The following is a 17,237-nucleotide window of genomic DNA, read 5'->3' on the forward strand; positions in this document are numbered from 1 at the left end:
CGCGTTTCAGTTCGCGCTCACCGTGAGTGGCCGCGGCTCACTCGAGATCGGCCCGGCCGCTCGTCGCACTGCGAACCCGATCGCAAAACGCCTCTGCGTCCGCACGTGGGACGCGGACGTCAAACTGCACGTCGGCCTCGTAGTCGGCGTCGAACTCGTAACCCTCACTTTCTAAAATCGAGCGAACCGTTCCCGAGTCGTCGTAGTCGACGGTGATCGACAGCTGCTCGTGTGGCTGTTCTTCGACGACGCCCGCCGCCTCGACGGCCTCTTTGACCGCCCGGGAGTAGGCCCGGACGAGGCCGCCGACGCCGAGATTCGTCCCGCCGTAGTAGCGGGTCACGACGACCGCACAGTTCTCGAGTTCTTGCTGGGTGAGCACGTTCAGCGCCGGTTTGCCGGCCGAACCGGAGGGCTCGCCCTCGTCGCTTGCGTACTCCCGGAGGAAGTAGCCCTCGCCGTCATCACCGGTCCGCACGCGATAGGCGGGAACGTTGTGGGTCGCATCGGCGTACTCCTCGCTGACGGCGTCGATAAACGCCTCAGCGGCGTCGACGGAGTCGACCGGCCGAACGTGGCCGATGAACTCCGAGCCCTGAACGACGAACTTGGCGGTGGCAGCGTCGGCGACTGTCAGATATGCGTCGCTCACGGGCCGTCACCTCTCGAGTCGGCTTCCCCCTGTCGGTGCTCGAGACTGGCCATAGCGACACTTTTCCGGCCGGTGAAAAGAGCCCGTCGGTCCCCTCGTCTGGCGGCTGTAGATGGGCTGCCAGGTATGTTTCGCCCCGACCAGTACGTTATTATTTCTCTATGCGGTGTGTGGGCACATGGAAAGCGAGGCGATCGATTCCCAACTCGCGGACGAGCTCCGAAGCGTCTGCCGGACGACGGTGGGCGACGAACTCCGTAGTATCACGTACTTTACGGAGGATGTCGTCGAGCAACTGTATCTGCGCTCGGATCTGGAGCGAACGGCCGACCTCGTCGGCTTTGCCGACCACGAACGGCGGGGCTTTCACTCGCAGTCGGCCTACCGCAATACGCAACTCGGCGAGTATCAGGCGACGATTCGGCTGTTCGAAAACGGCTACCTCTCGCGGGTCATCCGGGGACCATACGGCGTCTGGGTGACGACCGACGCCATGTCGATCGACCGCTTCGAGGAACTGACGAGCGCGCTCGAGACAGTGCTTACCGACTTCGCGGATGTCGCCGACGCCGAGGCTGCCGACGACTGAGACGGACGCCTGTCAGTCAGTGCCAGTGTACCCACAACCCGTCCTGCGGGCGGGCCGGGACAGCGGGACAGCAGACCGTCTGAGCGACTGGCGGCTACTGTAACTCGATCTTCCGGACGAATTCGAGGTCGCGGAGTTCGGTGATGACATCGCCCGGGAGTTCCTCGTCGGTAATCAGGTAGAGGCGGGGTTGGTCGGTGAACTCGGGGTCTTCGCTGATCGTCTGGCGGATCGAGATCCCGTTGTCGGCGAGCGTTCCCGTTACCTCGGCGACGATCCCCTCTTGTTCGGCGTCGTCAGGCGTGATCGTCAGCACCGTCAGATCAAGCACTGGCGCAAGGTCCATTAGACTCGGCACTTGCGAGATGTTCTGGAAGATACGTCGGAGTTCGGGATCCTCGAGGATGACGTCGGTCGTCGAGTCGACGACCCGTCGATCGATGCCGATCTCGCGGGCAATCCCGGTATTCGGAATTTCGATGCCGCCAGAGACGACGCGCCCGTCGTCGTTGACGGAGAACCCTCGCTCGAGCAGCAGGCGGATCACGGCCTGCTGACTCGGCGACCCCTCGAACTTCTCCATGATCTCGTCGAACATCCGTTATCACCCCTACGAGTGCGTGGGTATAATGTCCGGCGATCGATCGTGCGCGTGGCCCCACCGCGACGGGTCGTGGTCACAGCCGATCCCGTGTCGACACCGGCGTCTGACGGATGCTTTTAGAACTCGGCCACGTGATCAGTCAGTATGCGCGAACTTCGGACCTGTGACTTCTGTGCCGCCGACGCCGTCGGCACGTTCGAAATCGTCCCGCCCGAACTCGAGCCGACGGAGGCCGAACAACGCCGCGTCGTCTGCTGTCCCGATTGCCGGGATCGACTCGAGACGCTGCTCGAACCGCTGCTCGCCCGCCTTGGGATCACGGATTCCGACGCGACCGATGACAGCCCACCCACACACGGCTCGGTCGTCACCGCCGCCGACAGCGCGACGACCCGGTCTCGCCCCGCGTCGGCGAACTCGAACGCGACCGTCACGGACGTTCCCACCGACGAGACGGCCGCTCCCGACGTGTCAGAAGCAGATCCTGCCGACAACGAGGCCGATACGGACGTCAGCGAATCTGACACAGACGCTGATGAGTCCGATCCGAACGCCGACGAAGCCGACGAAACCGACGCGGACGCGCCGACCCTCGAGGGCGGTATCACGCTCGAGCGCGACGACCAACCGGACGACACCGGCTCAGAAGCTGCGGACGCGGCCGCCGGTGCCGACGCGTCACCCTCGTCGGCGAGCCCGCCACGGGCCTATCGCAAGGTCATTCGACTCCTCCGAAACCGCGAGTTCCCCATGCAGCGACGTGCCGTCGAGGAACTGGCTGCGGGTGCCTACGACCTCGAGAGCGACGAAGCCGAAGCGATCGTCGAGTACGCGATCGATGACGGCGAGTTCGTCGAAAACCGAGGGGAACTGCACCGTCCGTAACACAGCGGCGGTCGCGAGCCGCTACAGCGTGCCCTTCGTGCTCGGCGTTCCTTGCCGTCGCTCGTCGATCCGGGTCGCATCGTCGAGGCTCCGGGTCAGCGCCTTGAACAGCGCCTCGACCTCGTGGTGGGCGTTCTCGCCGCTGACCTCGAGGTGAAGCGTCAGGCCGGCGTTCATCGCCAGCGACTCGCCGAAGTGACGCGCCATGTCGCTGGTAAAGTCGCCGATCTGCTCCTGAGAGAACGTCCCGTCGAAATAAAAGCGCGGCCGGCCGCTCACGTCGACGACGGCGCTTGCGACGGCCTCGTCGAGGGGCACTTTCCGGTCGGCGTACCGGACGATCCCAGAGCGATCGCCCAGCGCCTCGTCGAACGCCTCGCCGAGGACGATCGCCACGTCCTCGACCGTGTGGTGGTCGTCGACCTCGAGGTCGCCGTCACACTCGACCTCGAGATCGAACAGGCCGTGTTTGGCGAACGACGTCAGCATGTGATCGAAGAAGCCGATACCGGTGTCGATCGCGGCCGTCCCGGTTCCGTCGATCGTCAGCGTACACTCGATCGACGTCTCGGCCGTCTCGCGCGTGCGGGTCGCCGTTCGCTCGCTCATGTCGAACGCATACCGCCCCCGATACAAGGGGGTTCCGCTCGCTGCCCAGTGACGCCGGTTCGGACCTTTTTCCTCTTCGTTTGACACTAGTTCAAGAAGAACTCTCAAAATCAGTTATAAAATGTCTGGGCGGTTCTTACACGGTATAAAAACATTAGCTCGATTACAACATTCACGTAAAACGGACCGAAACCGCGCCAATCTTCGACCCGTTATATGGGCCCTGTGGTGAATGGTGTGTTCAAGAAGAGGTGCTCCGTCTCGATGTCAAACTCCCCCGTTTCGAACGACTCGATCGCCCCGTCAAGCCCTGAGCCGGAGGCCAAGCGCGATCGGTCGAACTGGATCCTCCGTTCGCTCAAGGGCCCAACGCAGTTTCTCTCGTTCTGGGCCGCGATCGCGCTCCCGTTCGTCCATCTCCCACTGCTCACACAGGGGCTCGGTGATCCCGACGTGACGCTGGCATTTTTCCTCTTGCTCGCCGCCAACGTCTTTGCTCTCTACGTCGGTCACGGATACAAACAAGAGTGAACCGGTCGTCTCTCGGTCAGTGCCGGCCGGCCGCGACTGTCCTGCGGTCCCGCCGGGACCCAGTGACAGGAACCCGTCTCAGTTTCGGCCGTGTCGGCACCCAGTGACAGTCGTCCAGCTGCGTCGTCTCCCCACTCCGAACTGTTATCCTATCCGCCGTCGACATATCGGTAGATGGCGCTTCGCGTCGATTGGCGCTCGAGTTGTAGCCTCGCCGGGACAGTCCTCAAGTGGCTCTCGGTCCCGACGGTCGCGCCGCTTGCCCTCGCCATCGTCGACGGGGACGATCCGCTGCCGTTTCTCGTCATGTTCGCCGTCACCGTCGTCCTTGGGACCGGCCTTGAGTCACTGACCGACGACCGCGAGATCGACCAGCGGGAGGCCTTTTTGATGGTTGCGCTGACGTGGCTCGGTGTCGCGCTGGTCGGGGCGATCCCGTTTCTCGTCGCGGGGACGGGCGTGTTCGCACGGCCGGTCAACGCCGTTTTCGAGAGCATGAGCGGCGTGACGACGACTGGCGCGACCGTGATCGCGGACTTTGGGGTTCACTCCCGGGCGCTCTTGCTCTGGCGGGCGCTCCTCCAGTGGCTTGGCGGCCTCGGAATCCTGATCGTCGCGATCGGCCTGTTCTCACATCTACTCGTCGGCGGTGCCCAACTGATGGAGACCGAAACCCAGACTCGAAGCGTCCACAAACTCCATCCCCACCTCGACCAGACGGCTCGTCTCATCTGGGGACTCTATGTCGGATTGACGGTCCTGACGACGGTCGTGCTCTTCGCCTTTCACCTCGCCGGCCTCGCACCCGAGATGGACCTCTACAACGCCGTCGCACACGCCCTGACCAGTGTCTCGACTGCGGGTTTCTCGCCACAGCCCGATAGTATCGGCGCGTTCTCGCCGCTCGTCCAGTGGACGCTCATTCCCGTCATGATCGTCGGCGCGACCAACTTCGTGGTCCTGTATGCCGTCACACAGGGGAATCTCCGTCGGCCGCTCGAGTCCGCCGAGTTCCGGTTTTATATCGGGATCCTCACGTCGATTACGACGATCGTCATCGCCACCCTCGCGCTCGATCCCGATATTGCGATGGGGCTCGAGCCGACGCTTCGCCATGGCCTGTTCAACGTGGTGTCGATGGTGACGACGACGGGCTATGCCTCGGCGAACTTCGACCTCTGGTCGCCCGGCGCGAAACACATGTTGTTTCTCTGTATGTTCACTGGCGGGATGGCCGGCTCGACGACGTGTTCGATCAAGTCGCTGCGCTGGCTGGTGGTCCTCAAGGCGTTCCGCCGAAACCTGTTTCTGGCCGTTCACCCGGACGCCGTTCGGCCGCTTCGACTCGACGAGACGGTGGTCGACGAGGAGACTGTCCGTGACGTCTTTACGTACGTTACTCTCGCGCTGGTCATCTTCTTCCTGCTGACGGTCGTCATCGTTGTCGACGCCGCCCGCGTCGGCTCTCCCGTCAACGAGTTCGACGCGCTCGGGGCGGCCGCCTCGATCTTTCTCAACATCGGTCCCGCGTTCGGCGTCGCCGGTCCGTTCGACAACTACCTCGCGTTCTCGCCGCTGACCCGAACCGTGATGATCGTCATGATGTGGATCGGCCGCATCGAAATCGTCCCCGTGCTCGTCCTGTTGACTCCCGAGTTCTGGGAGCGCTAAACGCCGGGGCTGTCGATGGTCCGCTCACGGTTGCACTGCGACCACTGAGCGAAGCGTCCCGCTCGAGCCACTAGTCCCGTCTAGTCGTCTCCCTCGATCGCAGCTTGTGCTTCGTCGAGCGTGAACGCGCCCTCGTACAACGCGCTGCCGACGACGACTGCGGCGGCACCGGTCTCTGCAAGCGCTCGGACGTCCGCGAGCGTCGCGACGCCACCGCTGGCGATCACGGGGATATCTGTCGCGTCGACCAGTTCGCGGACGGGCTCGGTCGCGACGCCCTCGAGTTGGCCCTCGACGTCGACGTTCGTAAAGAGGATCGCGGCGGCCCCGAGGTCGTCGTAGCGTTCGGCGGCCTCGACCGGCGAAATCTCCGCTCCTTCGGTCCAGCCTTCGACGACGACTTCGCCGTCTTTCGCGTCGAGGCTGACGACGACGCTGTCGGGATATTCCTCGCTGATCTCGGCGACGATCTCGGGGTTCTCGACCGCCGCGGTGCCGAGGATGACCCGATCGACGCCGCGCTCAAGAAGATCGACAGCGTCGTCGGCGGTGCGGATCCCACCACCCAGTTGTGTCGGGACGCCGACGGCCTCGATCACCGCATCAATGGCGTCGGCGTTCGCGCGCTCGCCCTCGAACGCGCCGTCGAGATCCACGAGATGCAGCGTCTCGGCACCGGCGTCGATCCACCGCTGGGCGGCCTCGACGGGGTCGCCGTAGGTCTTTTCGGTGCCACGTTCCCCCTGAACGAGTTGGACGACCTCGCCGTCCTGAACGTCGACTGCCGGGATCACCTCGAACTCTTCGCGCGCGTCGTCGGCGTCGGTGTGCATACTCGAGTGCGCGAGGCCGGCGCGAGTAAAGGCGACGGTTTCGCCGACCGCCATCGCCGCGACACTGTTCCTACTCTCGACAGAATCGTTACAAGTGTGGTCGGTGTCGGTCGCCCTATGCCGATGTCGGCGTGCGATTTTATCGCACAGACGACTGTCTCTCAACCCGACCTGACGACGGACGCGCTCGTCGTCTTTGGCGTCGTCGGCCTCGCACTCGTGCTCTTTCTCACCGAGCGCCTGCCCATCGACGTGACTGCGATCCTGTTGATCGTGAGTTTGGTCGTGCTCGAGCCCTGGACGGGTGTCGATCCCGCGACCGGCATCTCGGGCTTTGCGAACGAGGCGACGATCACCGTGCTGGCGATGCTCATATTGAGCGGTGGCATCAGCCGAACTGGCCTCGTTCAGGAACTCGGCCGGCGGATGGCTGGGTTCGCGGGCGACAGCCTTCGCAGGCAACTGTTCGCGACCGTCGCCGCGACCGGCCCCGTGTCGGGGTTTTTGAATAACACGCCGGTAGTCGCCCTGCTGGTGCCGGTCGTCACAGACGTTGCGAACCGCGGGAACACGTCGCCGTCGAAGCTGCTCATCCCGCTGTCGTACGCCTCACAGATGGGCGGGATGCTCACGCTTATCGGCACCTCGACGAACATCCTCGCCAGCGACGTCAGCGCACGCCTTGGCTCTCAGTACCCCGAACTGCACCGATTCTCGATGTTCGAGTTCACGAAGCTCGGCGTGATCGTCGTCCTCGTCGGCTCGCTCTATCTGATCTTCGTCGGGCACCGCCTGCTTCCTGAGCGCGTCCCGCCGCGGGCCGACTACCTCGAGGAGTACGACGTCGAAGATTACGTCGCCGACGTCGCCGTCGTACCGGGTTCCCCGCTGGTCGGCCAGACGGTCCGCGAGGCGACCGCCATCCTCGGGTCCGATGTCGACATCGTTCAGGTCGTCCACGACGAGGCCCGATCGGTCGCGCCCCGGCAGGCAACCCAACTGGCCGAAGGCGACGTCCTTGTCGTCCGGACCGACCGCGACGCTATCGCGACGCTCGAGGGCGTCGAAGGGGTCGAGCCGGTCGGTCGCGCAACCGCCGTCGACGACCTCGCAGCGCCGGCCGAGGCGGGCATCATCACGGAACTGGTCGTCTCGCTCGACTCGCGGCTCGTCGGCGAGCGGCTCGATCCCGAGGCCTTCCGCGAGGAGTTCAATGCGGCCGTCCTCGGCCTTCGCCACCATGGCGACCTCGTCGCTGACCGCATCGTCGGCACGCGCCTCGACGTCGGTGACACGTTGCTCGTCCAGGTCCCGCCGGACACGCTCGACCGGCTTGCCCGCCGCGACGACGTGATCGTCGCGCGCGAGCCACCCCGACCCGAGTATCGCGCGGACAAGGCCCCGATCGCGGTCGCCATCATGATCGGCGTCGTCGCCGTCGCCGCTCTCGAACTCTACCCGATCCTCATCGCCGCGCTCGCCGGCGTCGTCGCGATGGTCGTCACCGGCGTCTTAGAGCCCAACGAACTCTACGACGCCGTCGAGTGGGACATCATCTTCTTGCTTGCTGGTGTGATTCCATTGGGGATCGCGCTCGAGAAGACCGGCGGCGCGGCGTATCTCGCCTGGCTGGTCGTCCAGTCCGCGGGGTTCCTGCCGACGATCGTCGTGCTGTGGCTGTTCTACGTTCTGACCGGGCTGCTCACGGAGGTCATCAGCAACAACGCCAGCGTCGTCCTCCTGCTCCCGGTCGCGGCGGCCGCGGCGACGGGCATCGGTGCGAACCCGTTCGCGTTCGTGCTGGCGGTGACGTTCGCCGCGAGCACTGCCTTTCTCGGCCCGATCGGCTATCAGACGAACCTCTTCGTCTACGGCCCCGGCGGCTATCGCTTCAGCGACTACGCGCGGATCGGCGCGCCGCTCCAGCTCGTGTTGTCGATCGTCACCGTCCTCGGGATCGCGGTCTTCTGGGGCCTCTAATGGGAGGTTCGAATGCATCCTCGAGCGAGCGCTGGTGGCTCACCGAAACAGTCGCGCTTTTAGGCGCGGACTGCGTGACTCTCGGATGTGCCGGAAGTACTGCTTATCGTAGGAATACTCACCGCGGTTTTCGTCGGCTACAACATCGGCGGATCGACGACGGGCCCCGCGTTCGGACCCGCTGTCGGCGCGAACGTAATCACGAAGGTGATGGCTGCCGGGCTGATGTCGATTTTCTTCTTCCTCGGAGCCTACACCATCGGTCCGAAGGTCGTCACCACGCTCGGCGAGGAACTCGTCACTGACACCGCCATCTTTACGCTGCGGTCGAACGTCGCCGTGCTCTTCTTTATCGGCGGCGCACTATTCATCGGCAACTACGCGGGCGTCCCCGCCTCGACGTCGATGACTGCGGTCGGAGCGATCGCCGCACTGGGGATGGCGACCGGCGAACTCAACTGGGACGTACTCGGCGAGATCGTCGTCTGGTGGGTCGTCGCGCCGATCGTCGGCTTCTGGGTGGCTGGCGTGGTCGGGCGATACTTCTACCCTCGGATCAACGCCTGGGTCGCCATCGAGGAGAAAGAGGGCGGCCGACCGATGGTCTCGGTCGATCGATCGGGACTTGCCCCCCGGCTCCAGTTCGGCGTCGACGCCGATCGCCGGGAGATCACCGGTGCGTTGACCGTCGTCGCCATCGGCTGTCTGATGGGCTTTTCCTCGGGAACGAGCAACATCGCCAACGCGATCGCGCCGATCTACGGCACCGGCGACGTCGACATGACAACGCTGATCCTGATCGGCTCCGCAGCGGTTGCCGTCGGCTGCTTTACGATCGCCCGACGCACGCTCGATACGCTGGGCAATGACATCACGAACCTCCCGCTGACGGCGGCGATCGTCGTCGCCGTCATCAGTTCGGGAATCGTCGTCGGTCTCTCGTCGATCGGCGTCCCGGCGAGTTTCGTCGTCATCGCGACCATGAGCATCGTCGGACTGGGTTGGGGCCGGGCTACCCGGACGACGACGCTGTCCGATGCCGCTCGCGGCGAGGAGACACCGGTCTCGGTCGGCGCGCTGACTGCCGAAGAAACCGGCGAACGATCCCCCGAGATCGGCGAGGAGGAACCCGAGGACATCCCGCAGGCATCGGACCTGTTCGATCCCTCGACGACGGCACGGGTCATTCTCATGCAAAACGTCGTGCCGGCGATCTCGACGGTCGGTGCCTATCTGACGTTCCGGTTCCTGCCGATCTTCGGGTTCTGATCGGAGCCGGCCGGGACGTGATCGACACCGTGCGTCCGAACCCGGCGATCATTGTAATCAACTGGTCGTCCGTGAGACGGATTCTCACTTTCCCCGTAGTTCCTGCTTTCGTTCACCGAGTCCTGTCTGTCTTGGGTTCGAATTAGTCGATCCTGACTCAAAGACGATTGAGGTCTGAACAGCAAGCTATACCAGTACGGCGCTCGAACCGTGAAGTGATGCCCACGGTAGAATACCTCAACTACGAAGTACTGGACGACCAGGGCTGGGACATGGACGACGACGACCTCTTCGAGCAGGCCGCTGATGCTGGCCTCGGCGAAGAGGACTACGGTACGCTCGACGTCGCCGAGGGCGAATACATCCTCGAGGCGGCCGAGATGCAGGGCTACGACTGGCCCTTCTCGTGCCGCGCCGGTGCCTGTGCAAACTGTGCAGCAATCGTCAAGGAAGGCGAGATCCAGATGGACATGCAGCAGATCCTCTCCGACGAGGAAGTCGAGGACAAGAACGTCCGTCTGACCTGCATCGGCTCGGCCGAGACCGACGAGGTCAAGATCGTCTACAACGCAAAGCACCTCGACTACCTGCAGAACCGCGTCATTTAAACGGCACGCACCGCGTCGCGTGACGGCTGCCCCGCGTCGGGGTAGTTTCTTGTTCACTGAGTTCTACTGCGTAGCCTGTCGTCTCACCATTTAAACGCAACCGTGCGGTGACGATCATCATTGCGTCTCTGATCGCCGAATCGCGGTTACGAGCCACTCCGATTGGTCTGCAATTGTACAACGGCTGGTGCGTTCCCGACAGGCCGAAAACGTAACGGCACCGCGCTCGAGAGTGCCCTACGTGACGCTCGCTGGCACCGTGGCGACGGGTCCGGATCTCCTTCGACTGCTCGTCGTCCCGGTCTTTGCCTGGACCGCTGTCCGCGACCTCGCGACCAGACGGATCTCGAGTAGCGTTTGGATCCCGCTGTCCCTTCTCGGGACCGCGGCGCTGGTCTGGGATGGCTGGATCGCCTGGAACGCTGGCCAGTACGCGTGGAGCTATGAGTTCCTGCTGCCGACAGCGATCAGTCTGGGGCTGGTCGTTCCGATCGCCTACCTGTTCTGGTGGATCGGCGGCTTCGGCGGGGCCGACGCGAAGGCGCTGCTCGTGTTGGCCGTCTGCTTCCCGACGTTTCCCGAGTATACGCTCGGGTCGTGGACGGTCCCGCTCGAGACACCGCCACTCGGGGCGTTTTCGTTTACGATCCTGACGAACGCCGTCCTCGTCGGGGTCGTGTTGCCGCTGGCCCTCGCTGTTCGCAACGCGGTCGCGGGCCGGATCGCGCCGGTGATGGTCATCGGCTGGCCGATCTCCTGGGAGCGGATTCCGGACACGCACGGCAGTCTTCTCGAAACACCGACAGGACGTACCCGTCGCGGGCTCGACCTCGACGCCCTGCGGATGTACCTCCGCTGGCGTGGCCTCTCGCTTGCGGACCTGCGTGAACACCCCGATCGATACCGCGATCCGGCGACGCTGCCCGCGGAGCCAAATCCGCCGACCGACGGGGCCGTAAGCGCGGACGTCTCGGTCCGTGGCGATGGCAGGACACTCGAGTCTGATGGCGACGACACCTTGCCGACCGCCGCCGACGATCCGTGGGGTGCTGCGGCCTTTCTCGACGACATCGACGGCTCGGCGTATGGGACGACACCGGAGACGCTTCGGGATGGACTCGAGGTGCTCGTGACCGAAGAGACGGTCTGGATCTCGCCAGGCACGCCGTTTCTCGTGCCGGTATTCGCCGGGCTGGTGATCGCGCTCGGCTATGGTGATCTGTTACTGGGGACGCTGCTATAGAGTGCGCTCGTACAGCGGGACGACCACCGTCCAGACGAGCACGAACGCCGTTCCGACGCCGATCAACGCCAGCCACGGCTCGCCGCTGCCGGTCGGGGGCCCACTCGCAAGGAGGAGGAACGTCCCTACAAAGAGCAGACACGAGACGAGGACGCTGCCCAGCTCGAGGGCCGTGGCGATCAGCTCGGCGAGAGTCATACGCGATATGTCCAGTCGGACGGTAAAAACGTCACGGCACTTGTGTATCGACCCGATCGCGAACGCTGACGAGCGTGGCCAATTCAGGCTCGAGATTCGATATCGGCGGCGACGTCGTCGAGTTCGTCATCGGCAAGGTCGGGTCGCTGGCCGAACATGGCGTGGATGGGACCGTCGTCGTCGTCCTCGAAGCGGGGAACGATGTGGCAGTGAACGTGGGGCACTTCCTGGCCTGCGGCCTCGCCGTTGTTGAACGCGACGGTCGTCGCGTCGGCATCGACAGCGTCCTCAACGGCGGGGACCATGCGGTGGATGGTCGCGTAGAGATCCGTTGCGATGTCCTCGGGCACGTCGTTGACTCGTTCGTACTCGTCTTTCGGGATCACCAGCGTGTGTCCGGGAGCCAGCGGATTCGCGTCCAAAAACGCGACCGTGGTCTCGTCTTCGTAGACGATTCGCGCTGGGATCTCTCCCTCGACGATCTGACTGAAGATCGTACTCATACGCCAGTGTGTGTCGCCTCGCCGTATGAAGGTTTCCCGAGCGCGCTCGAGACTCGCTCACCGCTGGCGACGGTCGTCGAGACGCGATCGAGTAGCTGCGGACTCGTCTCGCGGTCTCATACGGGTTCTATACCCATGTCCCGGCACAATCGTACGACGGGTTGGGCCGGAAACGACTGACAGCAGTCCGTATCAGGGCATGCGAAACGGCGTGTATCCACACGTCCGACATTCGAACGTGTGCTGGTGATTCATGAGCTTGCCAGCACATTCCGGGCAGGTGTAGGCCGTTCGCGCGAACTTTTCGCTGGAAGACATGGTATGTGGTACCGCATGACGGTATATTAAATCTGCCCGTTGTATGATACTACCGCGAGTGAGGACTCTAGAGACGGTTATATACTCAATATGGCGGCGAGCACGACTCGAGTCGCGAGGAATCGAGGCTGGGGCGGGCTGAGACGATCACGCACACAGCCCGTCGATCGTCTCGCGGATCGCCGTGCGGTACTCCGTCGGCTCGTATCCCAGTCGGCCGATCCAGACGTCTTGGTACGATGGGTGGAGAATCGGGACGAGCCACACGTCGAGGCGCGCACACCACACCGGCTCGAGCACGCTGTCGAGAAACCCCTCGAGGTCTCGTCCCTCAGCGGCGAGGACGCTCGTCGTCGCGTGTTTGCCGGTCGCGAGCACCACAGTCGGGTCGATTGTCTCGAGTTCGGCCAACAGATGCGTTCGACAGGTCGCCCGCTCGTCGGCCGTCGGTTCGCGGTTCGTGGAGGGATCGTCGGGGTCTGCGGGAAAGCACTTGACCGCGTTCGTATAGTATGCGTCCTCGTCGTAGCCGAGTCGCTCGAGCAGCCGGCGGATGCGCCGCCCGGAGTGACGCGAGGTGTAGGCCTTGCCGGTCCAGTTGCCGCCTCGCCATCGCTCCGCGTCTGGGTTCCCGTAGCCGGGTGCCTCGCCGACGACGACGATGTCGGCGTCGCAGTCGCCGGTCCCCCACGAAATGCACTCGCGAGCGTCGGCGAGGGCAGGACAGCGCGAACAGTCGGCTGCGAGGACGTTGCGACTGGTCGGATAGACTGGTTCGCCGGCTTCCGAGTCGGTGTCGCCGTTGGTGTCAGCGTCGGACGCGGGCACGCTCGAGCGTCCGTCGCCGAGGCAGTAATGGGAGTCGGTTCGGCGCGACCATGGTCGTGTGATCGCGTCGCACGCGAGGGGACAGGTTTACCTTGGCTGGGTGGCTACCTGCGTGCTAATGACATCGATCGGTCCGGAACTGCTCACGGAATCACTCTCGCTGCTCGTCTACACCGTCATCGCCGGCGTGTTGACGGTCGGCGGTGCACTCGTCGAACAGGCCAGCCTCCAGCATCTCGGTGCCGGCGAGGCGATGATCGCGCTGTGGCTGGCTGCCCTGGGCGGCGTCATGCTCTATGCGGGCGTGTACGGGCTCGGCTACCAGAAGGTCCTCGCGAAATACGTCTAAGCGATCACGACTCGGGTTTGTGTTGACCAGCGGGGCGCGGCGGAACCCGCAATATCGATTCCTCTTTACTGCCGGAGGCGATTAGGTCGGATATGAGCAGGTTCGGCGAGGTCGACGACCAGTACGACCCAGACGAACTCGAGCAACGGGTTTTCGAGTACTGGGACGACGTCGACGCCTACGAGCAGACGGTCGAGCACCGATCGGACGGTGAGTCCTTTTTCTTCGTCGACGGCCCGCCGTACACGTCGGGGTCGGCGCACATGGGAACCACCTGGAACAAGTCGCTGAAAGACGTCTACCTGCGATACCTGCGGATGCAGGGCTACGACGTCACGGATCGGCCGGGCTACGACATGCACGGGCTGCCGATCGAGACCCGCGTCGAAGAGCGCCTTGGCTTCGAGAACAAGAAAGACATCGAGGAGTTCGGCGAGGAGAACTTCATCCAGGAATGTAAGGACTACGCCAACGAGCAACTCGAGGGCCTGCAGTCCGACTTCCAGGACTTCGGCGTCTGGATGGACTGGGACAACCCCTACAAGACCCTCGAGCCGGAGTACATGGAAGCGGCCTGGTGGGGCTTTTCGAACGCCGCCGACCGCGGCTTAGTCGAGCAGGGCCACCGCTCGATTTCGCAGTGTCCCCGGTGTGAGACCGCCATCGCGAACAACGAAGTCGAGTACGAGGACGTCGAGGACCCCTCGATTTACGTCAAATTCGATCTCGCCGAGCGCGAGGGCTCGATCGTCATCTGGACGACGACGCCGTGGACGATCCCCGCGAACACCTTCGTCGCGGTCGACGAAGAGGGCGATTACGTCGGCGTCCGCGCCGAGAAAGACGGCGAGGAGGAACTCCTCTATCTCGCCGACGCGAAACACGAAGAAGTCCTGAAAGAGGGCCGCTACGACGACTACGAAGTCGTCGAGGAACTCTCCGGCGAGGAGCTCCTCGGCTGGTCCTACGAGCATCCGCTCGCAGCGGAAGTCCCCGACCACGTCGACGCCGAGGGCGTCTTCGAGGTCTACGCTGCCGACTACGTCGACACCCACGGTGACGGCACTGGCCTCGTCCACTCCGCGCCCGGCCACGGTGAAGTCGACTTCGAGCGCGGCCGCGAACTCGGCTTCCCGATCTTCTGTCCGGTCGGTGGCGACGGCGTCTACACCGAAGAAGCTGGCAAGTACGAAGGCCAGTTCGTCAAGGACGCCGACGACGAAATCACCGCCGACCTCGAGGACAACGGCGCGTTGCTGGCTTCCGGTACCGTCCACCACAGCTACGGCCACTGTTGGCGCTGTGACACGGGCATCCTCCAGATCGTCACCGACCAGTGGTTCATCACGATCACGGATATCAAAGACGACCTGCTCGAGAACATCGAGGACAGCGAGTGGCACCCCGAGTGGGCTCGCGACAGCCGCTTCCGTGACTTCGTCGAGGAAGCGCCGGACTGGAACGTCTCTCGCCAGCGCTACTGGGGCATTCCGCTGCCGGTCTGGACGCCCGAAGATCGGGACGACGACGAGGATATGATCGTCATCGGCACTCGCGAAGAACTCGCCGAGCGCGTCGATCAGGACGTCAACCCTGACGAAGTCGACCTCCACAAGGACACGGTCGACGACCTGACGATCACCGAGGACGGCACCACCTACACCCGCGTTCCCGACGTCTTCGACGTCTGGCTCGACTCCTCGGTCGCGTCGTGGGGCACCCTCGATTATCCCTCGGACGACAGCCAATTCGACGAACTCTGGCCCGCTGACCTGATTCTCGAGGCCCACGACCAGACCCGCGGCTGGTTCTGGTCCCAGCTCGGGATGGGCACCGCCGCACTCGGCGAAAGCCCCTATCAGGAGGTCCTGATGCACGGCCACGCGCTCATGCCCGACGGCCGCGCGATGAGCAAGTCCAAGGACATCTTAGTCGACCCCCACGAGGCGATCGACCGCCACGGCCGAGACGTCATGCGGCTATTCCTCCTCTCGAACAACCCGCAGGGCGAGGACATGCGCTTCGACTGGGACGGGATGCAGACGATGGAGAACCACCTCCGGACGCTGTGGAACGTCTTCCGGTTCCCGCTGCCGTACATGCGTCTGGACGACTTCGACCCCACCGAAACGACGCTCGAGGACGTTGACGATGCCCTCGAGCCCCTCGACGAGTGGGTGCTCGCCCGACTGCAATCCACGAAAGCCGAGATGACCGCCCACTTCGAGGACTTCCGCCAGGACAAGGCCGTTGATGAACTCCTTGAGTTCGTCGTCGAGGACGTCTCCCGGTTCTACGTCCAGGCCGTCCGCGAGCGCATGTGGGACGAAGCGGACAGCGCCTCGAAGCAGGCCGCCTACGCGACGATCTATCGCGTGCTGCGAGAGAGCGTCGCCCTGCTCGCGCCGTACGCCCCCTTTATCAGCGAGGAGATCTACGGCACGCTCACCGGTGAGGACGGGTTCGACACCGTCCACATGGAAGATTGGCCCGACGTTGACGAGCATTGGGAAGATCAGCAACTCGAGGAGGACGTTTCCCTCCTCCGCGCCATCGAGGAAGCCGGTGCGAACGCCCGCCAGCAGGCGGGTCGCAAACTCCGCTGGCCGGTCCCGCGTGTGGTCGTCGCCGCCGACGACGAGCGCGTCGTCGCGGCCGTCGAGCGACACACCGGCCTGCTCGAGGAACGGCTCAACGCCCGTGAGATCGAACTCGTCTCGCCGGAGGACCGGTGGGGCGAACTCCAGTATAGCGCCGAGGCCGACATGAGCGAACTCGGCCCGACCTTCGGTGGTCGCGCCGGTCAGGTCATGAATGCACTCAACGAGGCCCGGATCGACGAGCCAACGCTCGAGAACCTCGAATCTGCCGTCGCGGATGTCCTCGAAGACGACGAGGAACTCGAGGAGTCGATGGTTTCGTTCGTTACCCAGACGCCCGACGACATCGCCGGTACTGCCTTCGGCACCGACGGTGACGACCGCGGCGTCGCCTACGTCGACGCCTCCCTGACTGATGACATCGAAAGTGAGGGCTACGCTCGCGAGGTCATCCGCCGCGTTCAGGAGATGCGCAAGGATCTCGATCTCGACGTCGAAGAGCGGATCGCACTCGACCTCGCAATCGACGACGACCGCGTCGCCGACCTCGTCGCCGAGCGCGCGGACCTGATCAACGAGGAAGTCCGCGCCGACGAGCGCCGCACAGTCGAGGACGGCCACCGCAAGGAGTGGGATGTTGACGGTGTGACGATGGAGATTGCGCTCGAGGCGCTGGCGGCTGCTGAGGCCTCGGAATAGAACTGCCGAGCGGTGCGAGGGCTGAGCGACTGCGAAGCCCTCGGAAGCGAACGGGGAGCAAAGCGACCCGTGAGCAGCGAGGCAGCTTTTTGGTCCAGATTTTTGCGTGAGCGGTCGCGAGCACTGCGAGCGATCCGAACGGAAAAAGGTGGATGCAGAGATCGCACTCGAGGCGCTGGCGGCTGTGGAAGCGTATGAGTAGCGACTCACAGCGATTCGGTTTGATTTGCACTGGTTCGGGAGAGCAATCTTGACAGCCACGTTGCCG

At 64.1% G+C, this 17,237-nt stretch carries 17 protein-coding genes; 10 read left to right on the forward strand and 7 right to left on the reverse strand.

From position 1 onward, the window contains the following. Positions 1 to 37: 37 nt before the first annotated feature. Positions 38 to 652, reverse strand: coding sequence for an IMPACT family protein (locus BSG09_RS11985; RefSeq protein WP_092933416.1), 615 nt, complete (start codon positions 650 to 652; stop codon positions 38 to 40). Between the two features lie 178 nt (positions 653 to 830). On the opposite strand from BSG09_RS11985, the gene BSG09_RS11990 reads away from it, so the two are divergent. Beyond that, the gene (locus BSG09_RS11990) at positions 831 to 1,241 is read left to right on the forward strand and encodes a DUF7522 family protein (protein WP_092933418.1); all 411 of its coding nucleotides are present in this window, start codon (positions 831 to 833) and stop codon (positions 1,239 to 1,241) included. 94 nt (positions 1,242 to 1,335) lie between these two features. On the opposite strand, the gene BSG09_RS11995 is transcribed toward BSG09_RS11990, so the two are convergent. Then, complete coding sequence (locus BSG09_RS11995) at positions 1,336 to 1,839, reverse strand: amino acid-binding protein (protein ID WP_092933420.1); 504 nt, start codon at positions 1,837 to 1,839, stop codon at positions 1,336 to 1,338. Between the two features lie 150 nt (positions 1,840 to 1,989). Between BSG09_RS11995 and BSG09_RS12000 the strand changes: the two genes are divergently transcribed. Beyond that, positions 1,990 to 2,730, forward strand: coding sequence for a hypothetical protein (locus BSG09_RS12000; protein WP_092933422.1), 741 nt, complete (start codon positions 1,990 to 1,992; stop codon positions 2,728 to 2,730). 21 nt (positions 2,731 to 2,751) lie between these two features. Here BSG09_RS12000 and hisB read toward each other — a convergent pair whose 3' ends face one another. Beyond that, entirely contained in the window at positions 2,752 to 3,339 is a 588-nt protein-coding gene (gene hisB, locus BSG09_RS12005) for an imidazoleglycerol-phosphate dehydratase HisB (protein WP_092933424.1), read from the reverse strand. Positions 3,340 to 3,603: 264 nt separating this feature from the next. On the opposite strand from hisB, the gene BSG09_RS12010 reads away from it, so the two are divergent. Both BSG09_RS12010 and BSG09_RS12015 read left to right on the forward strand, forming a co-directional pair. Then, positions 3,604 to 3,870 (forward strand): hypothetical protein, encoded by a 267-nt coding sequence (locus BSG09_RS12010; protein ID WP_092933426.1) that lies wholly within the window; start codon positions 3,604 to 3,606, stop codon positions 3,868 to 3,870. Between the two features lie 174 nt (positions 3,871 to 4,044). Then, positions 4,045 to 5,541 carry a TrkH family potassium uptake protein gene (locus tag BSG09_RS12015; RefSeq protein ID WP_092933428.1) on the forward strand — a complete coding sequence of 499 codons (1,497 nt, stop codon included), beginning with the start codon at positions 4,045 to 4,047 and terminating at the stop codon, positions 5,539 to 5,541. A gap of 80 nt (positions 5,542 to 5,621) precedes the next feature. Here the strand turns inward: BSG09_RS12015 and hisA are convergent, their stop codons facing one another. Beyond that, positions 5,622 to 6,374, reverse strand: a complete 753-nt coding sequence (gene hisA, locus BSG09_RS12020; protein WP_092933564.1) for a 1-(5-phosphoribosyl)-5-[(5-phosphoribosylamino)methylideneamino]imidazole-4-carboxamide isomerase — start codon at positions 6,372 to 6,374, stop codon at positions 5,622 to 5,624. A gap of 117 nt (positions 6,375 to 6,491) precedes the next feature. On the opposite strand from hisA, the gene BSG09_RS12025 reads away from it, so the two are divergent. The 4 genes from BSG09_RS12025 to BSG09_RS12040 all read left to right on the forward strand — a co-directional run bounded on the left by BSG09_RS12025 (position 6,492) and on the right by BSG09_RS12040 (position 11,474). After that, positions 6,492 to 8,354 (forward strand): SLC13 family permease, encoded by a 1,863-nt coding sequence (locus tag BSG09_RS12025; RefSeq protein ID WP_175542195.1) that lies wholly within the window; start codon positions 6,492 to 6,494, stop codon positions 8,352 to 8,354. Between the two features lie 87 nt (positions 8,355 to 8,441). Then, complete coding sequence (locus BSG09_RS12030) at positions 8,442 to 9,623, forward strand: inorganic phosphate transporter (RefSeq protein WP_092933430.1); 1,182 nt, start codon at positions 8,442 to 8,444, stop codon at positions 9,621 to 9,623. 218 nt (positions 9,624 to 9,841) lie between these two features. Then, the gene (gene fer / locus BSG09_RS12035) at positions 9,842 to 10,231 is read left to right on the forward strand and encodes a ferredoxin Fer (protein WP_092933432.1); all 390 of its coding nucleotides are present in this window, start codon (positions 9,842 to 9,844) and stop codon (positions 10,229 to 10,231) included. A gap of 241 nt (positions 10,232 to 10,472) precedes the next feature. Further along, positions 10,473 to 11,474, forward strand: a complete 1,002-nt coding sequence (locus tag BSG09_RS12040; RefSeq protein WP_092933568.1) for an A24 family peptidase — start codon at positions 10,473 to 10,475, stop codon at positions 11,472 to 11,474. On the opposite strand, the gene BSG09_RS12045 is transcribed toward BSG09_RS12040, so the two are convergent. The 3 genes from BSG09_RS12045 to BSG09_RS12055 form a co-directional block, all read right to left on the reverse strand. Further along, positions 11,469 to 11,672: a hypothetical protein gene (locus BSG09_RS12045; RefSeq protein WP_092933434.1), complete on the reverse strand. Its 204-nt coding sequence runs from the start codon at positions 11,670 to 11,672 to the stop codon at positions 11,469 to 11,471. The two genes, BSG09_RS12040 and BSG09_RS12045, sit on opposite strands and share 6 nt — an antisense overlap. 83 nt (positions 11,673 to 11,755) lie before the next feature. Beyond that, a complete protein-coding gene (locus BSG09_RS12050; RefSeq protein WP_092933436.1) occupies positions 11,756 to 12,175 on the reverse strand; it encodes an HIT family protein in 420 nt (139 codons plus the stop codon). Positions 12,176 to 12,640: 465 nt separating this feature from the next. After that, complete coding sequence (locus tag BSG09_RS12055) at positions 12,641 to 13,321, reverse strand: uracil-DNA glycosylase (protein ID WP_092933438.1); 681 nt, start codon at positions 13,319 to 13,321, stop codon at positions 12,641 to 12,643. A 118-nt stretch (positions 13,322 to 13,439) separates the two neighbouring features. Here BSG09_RS12055 and BSG09_RS12060 point away from each other — a divergent pair, with 118 nt between their 5' ends. Together BSG09_RS12060 and ileS are read left to right on the forward strand one after the other, a co-directional pair. Continuing rightward, positions 13,440 to 13,670 carry a hypothetical protein gene (locus BSG09_RS12060; protein WP_092933440.1) on the forward strand — a complete coding sequence of 77 codons (231 nt, stop codon included), beginning with the start codon at positions 13,440 to 13,442 and terminating at the stop codon, positions 13,668 to 13,670. Positions 13,671 to 13,762: 92 nt separating this feature from the next. Further along, positions 13,763 to 16,969, forward strand: coding sequence for an isoleucine--tRNA ligase (gene ileS / locus BSG09_RS12065; RefSeq protein WP_092933442.1), 3,207 nt, complete (start codon positions 13,763 to 13,765; stop codon positions 16,967 to 16,969). The last annotated feature ends 268 nt before the right edge of the window (positions 16,970 to 17,237 follow it).

The sequence above is a fragment of the Natrinema hispanicum genome (assembly GCF_900111485.1).
Lineage (GTDB): Archaea > Halobacteriota > Halobacteria > Halobacteriales > Natrialbaceae > Natrinema > Natrinema hispanicum_A.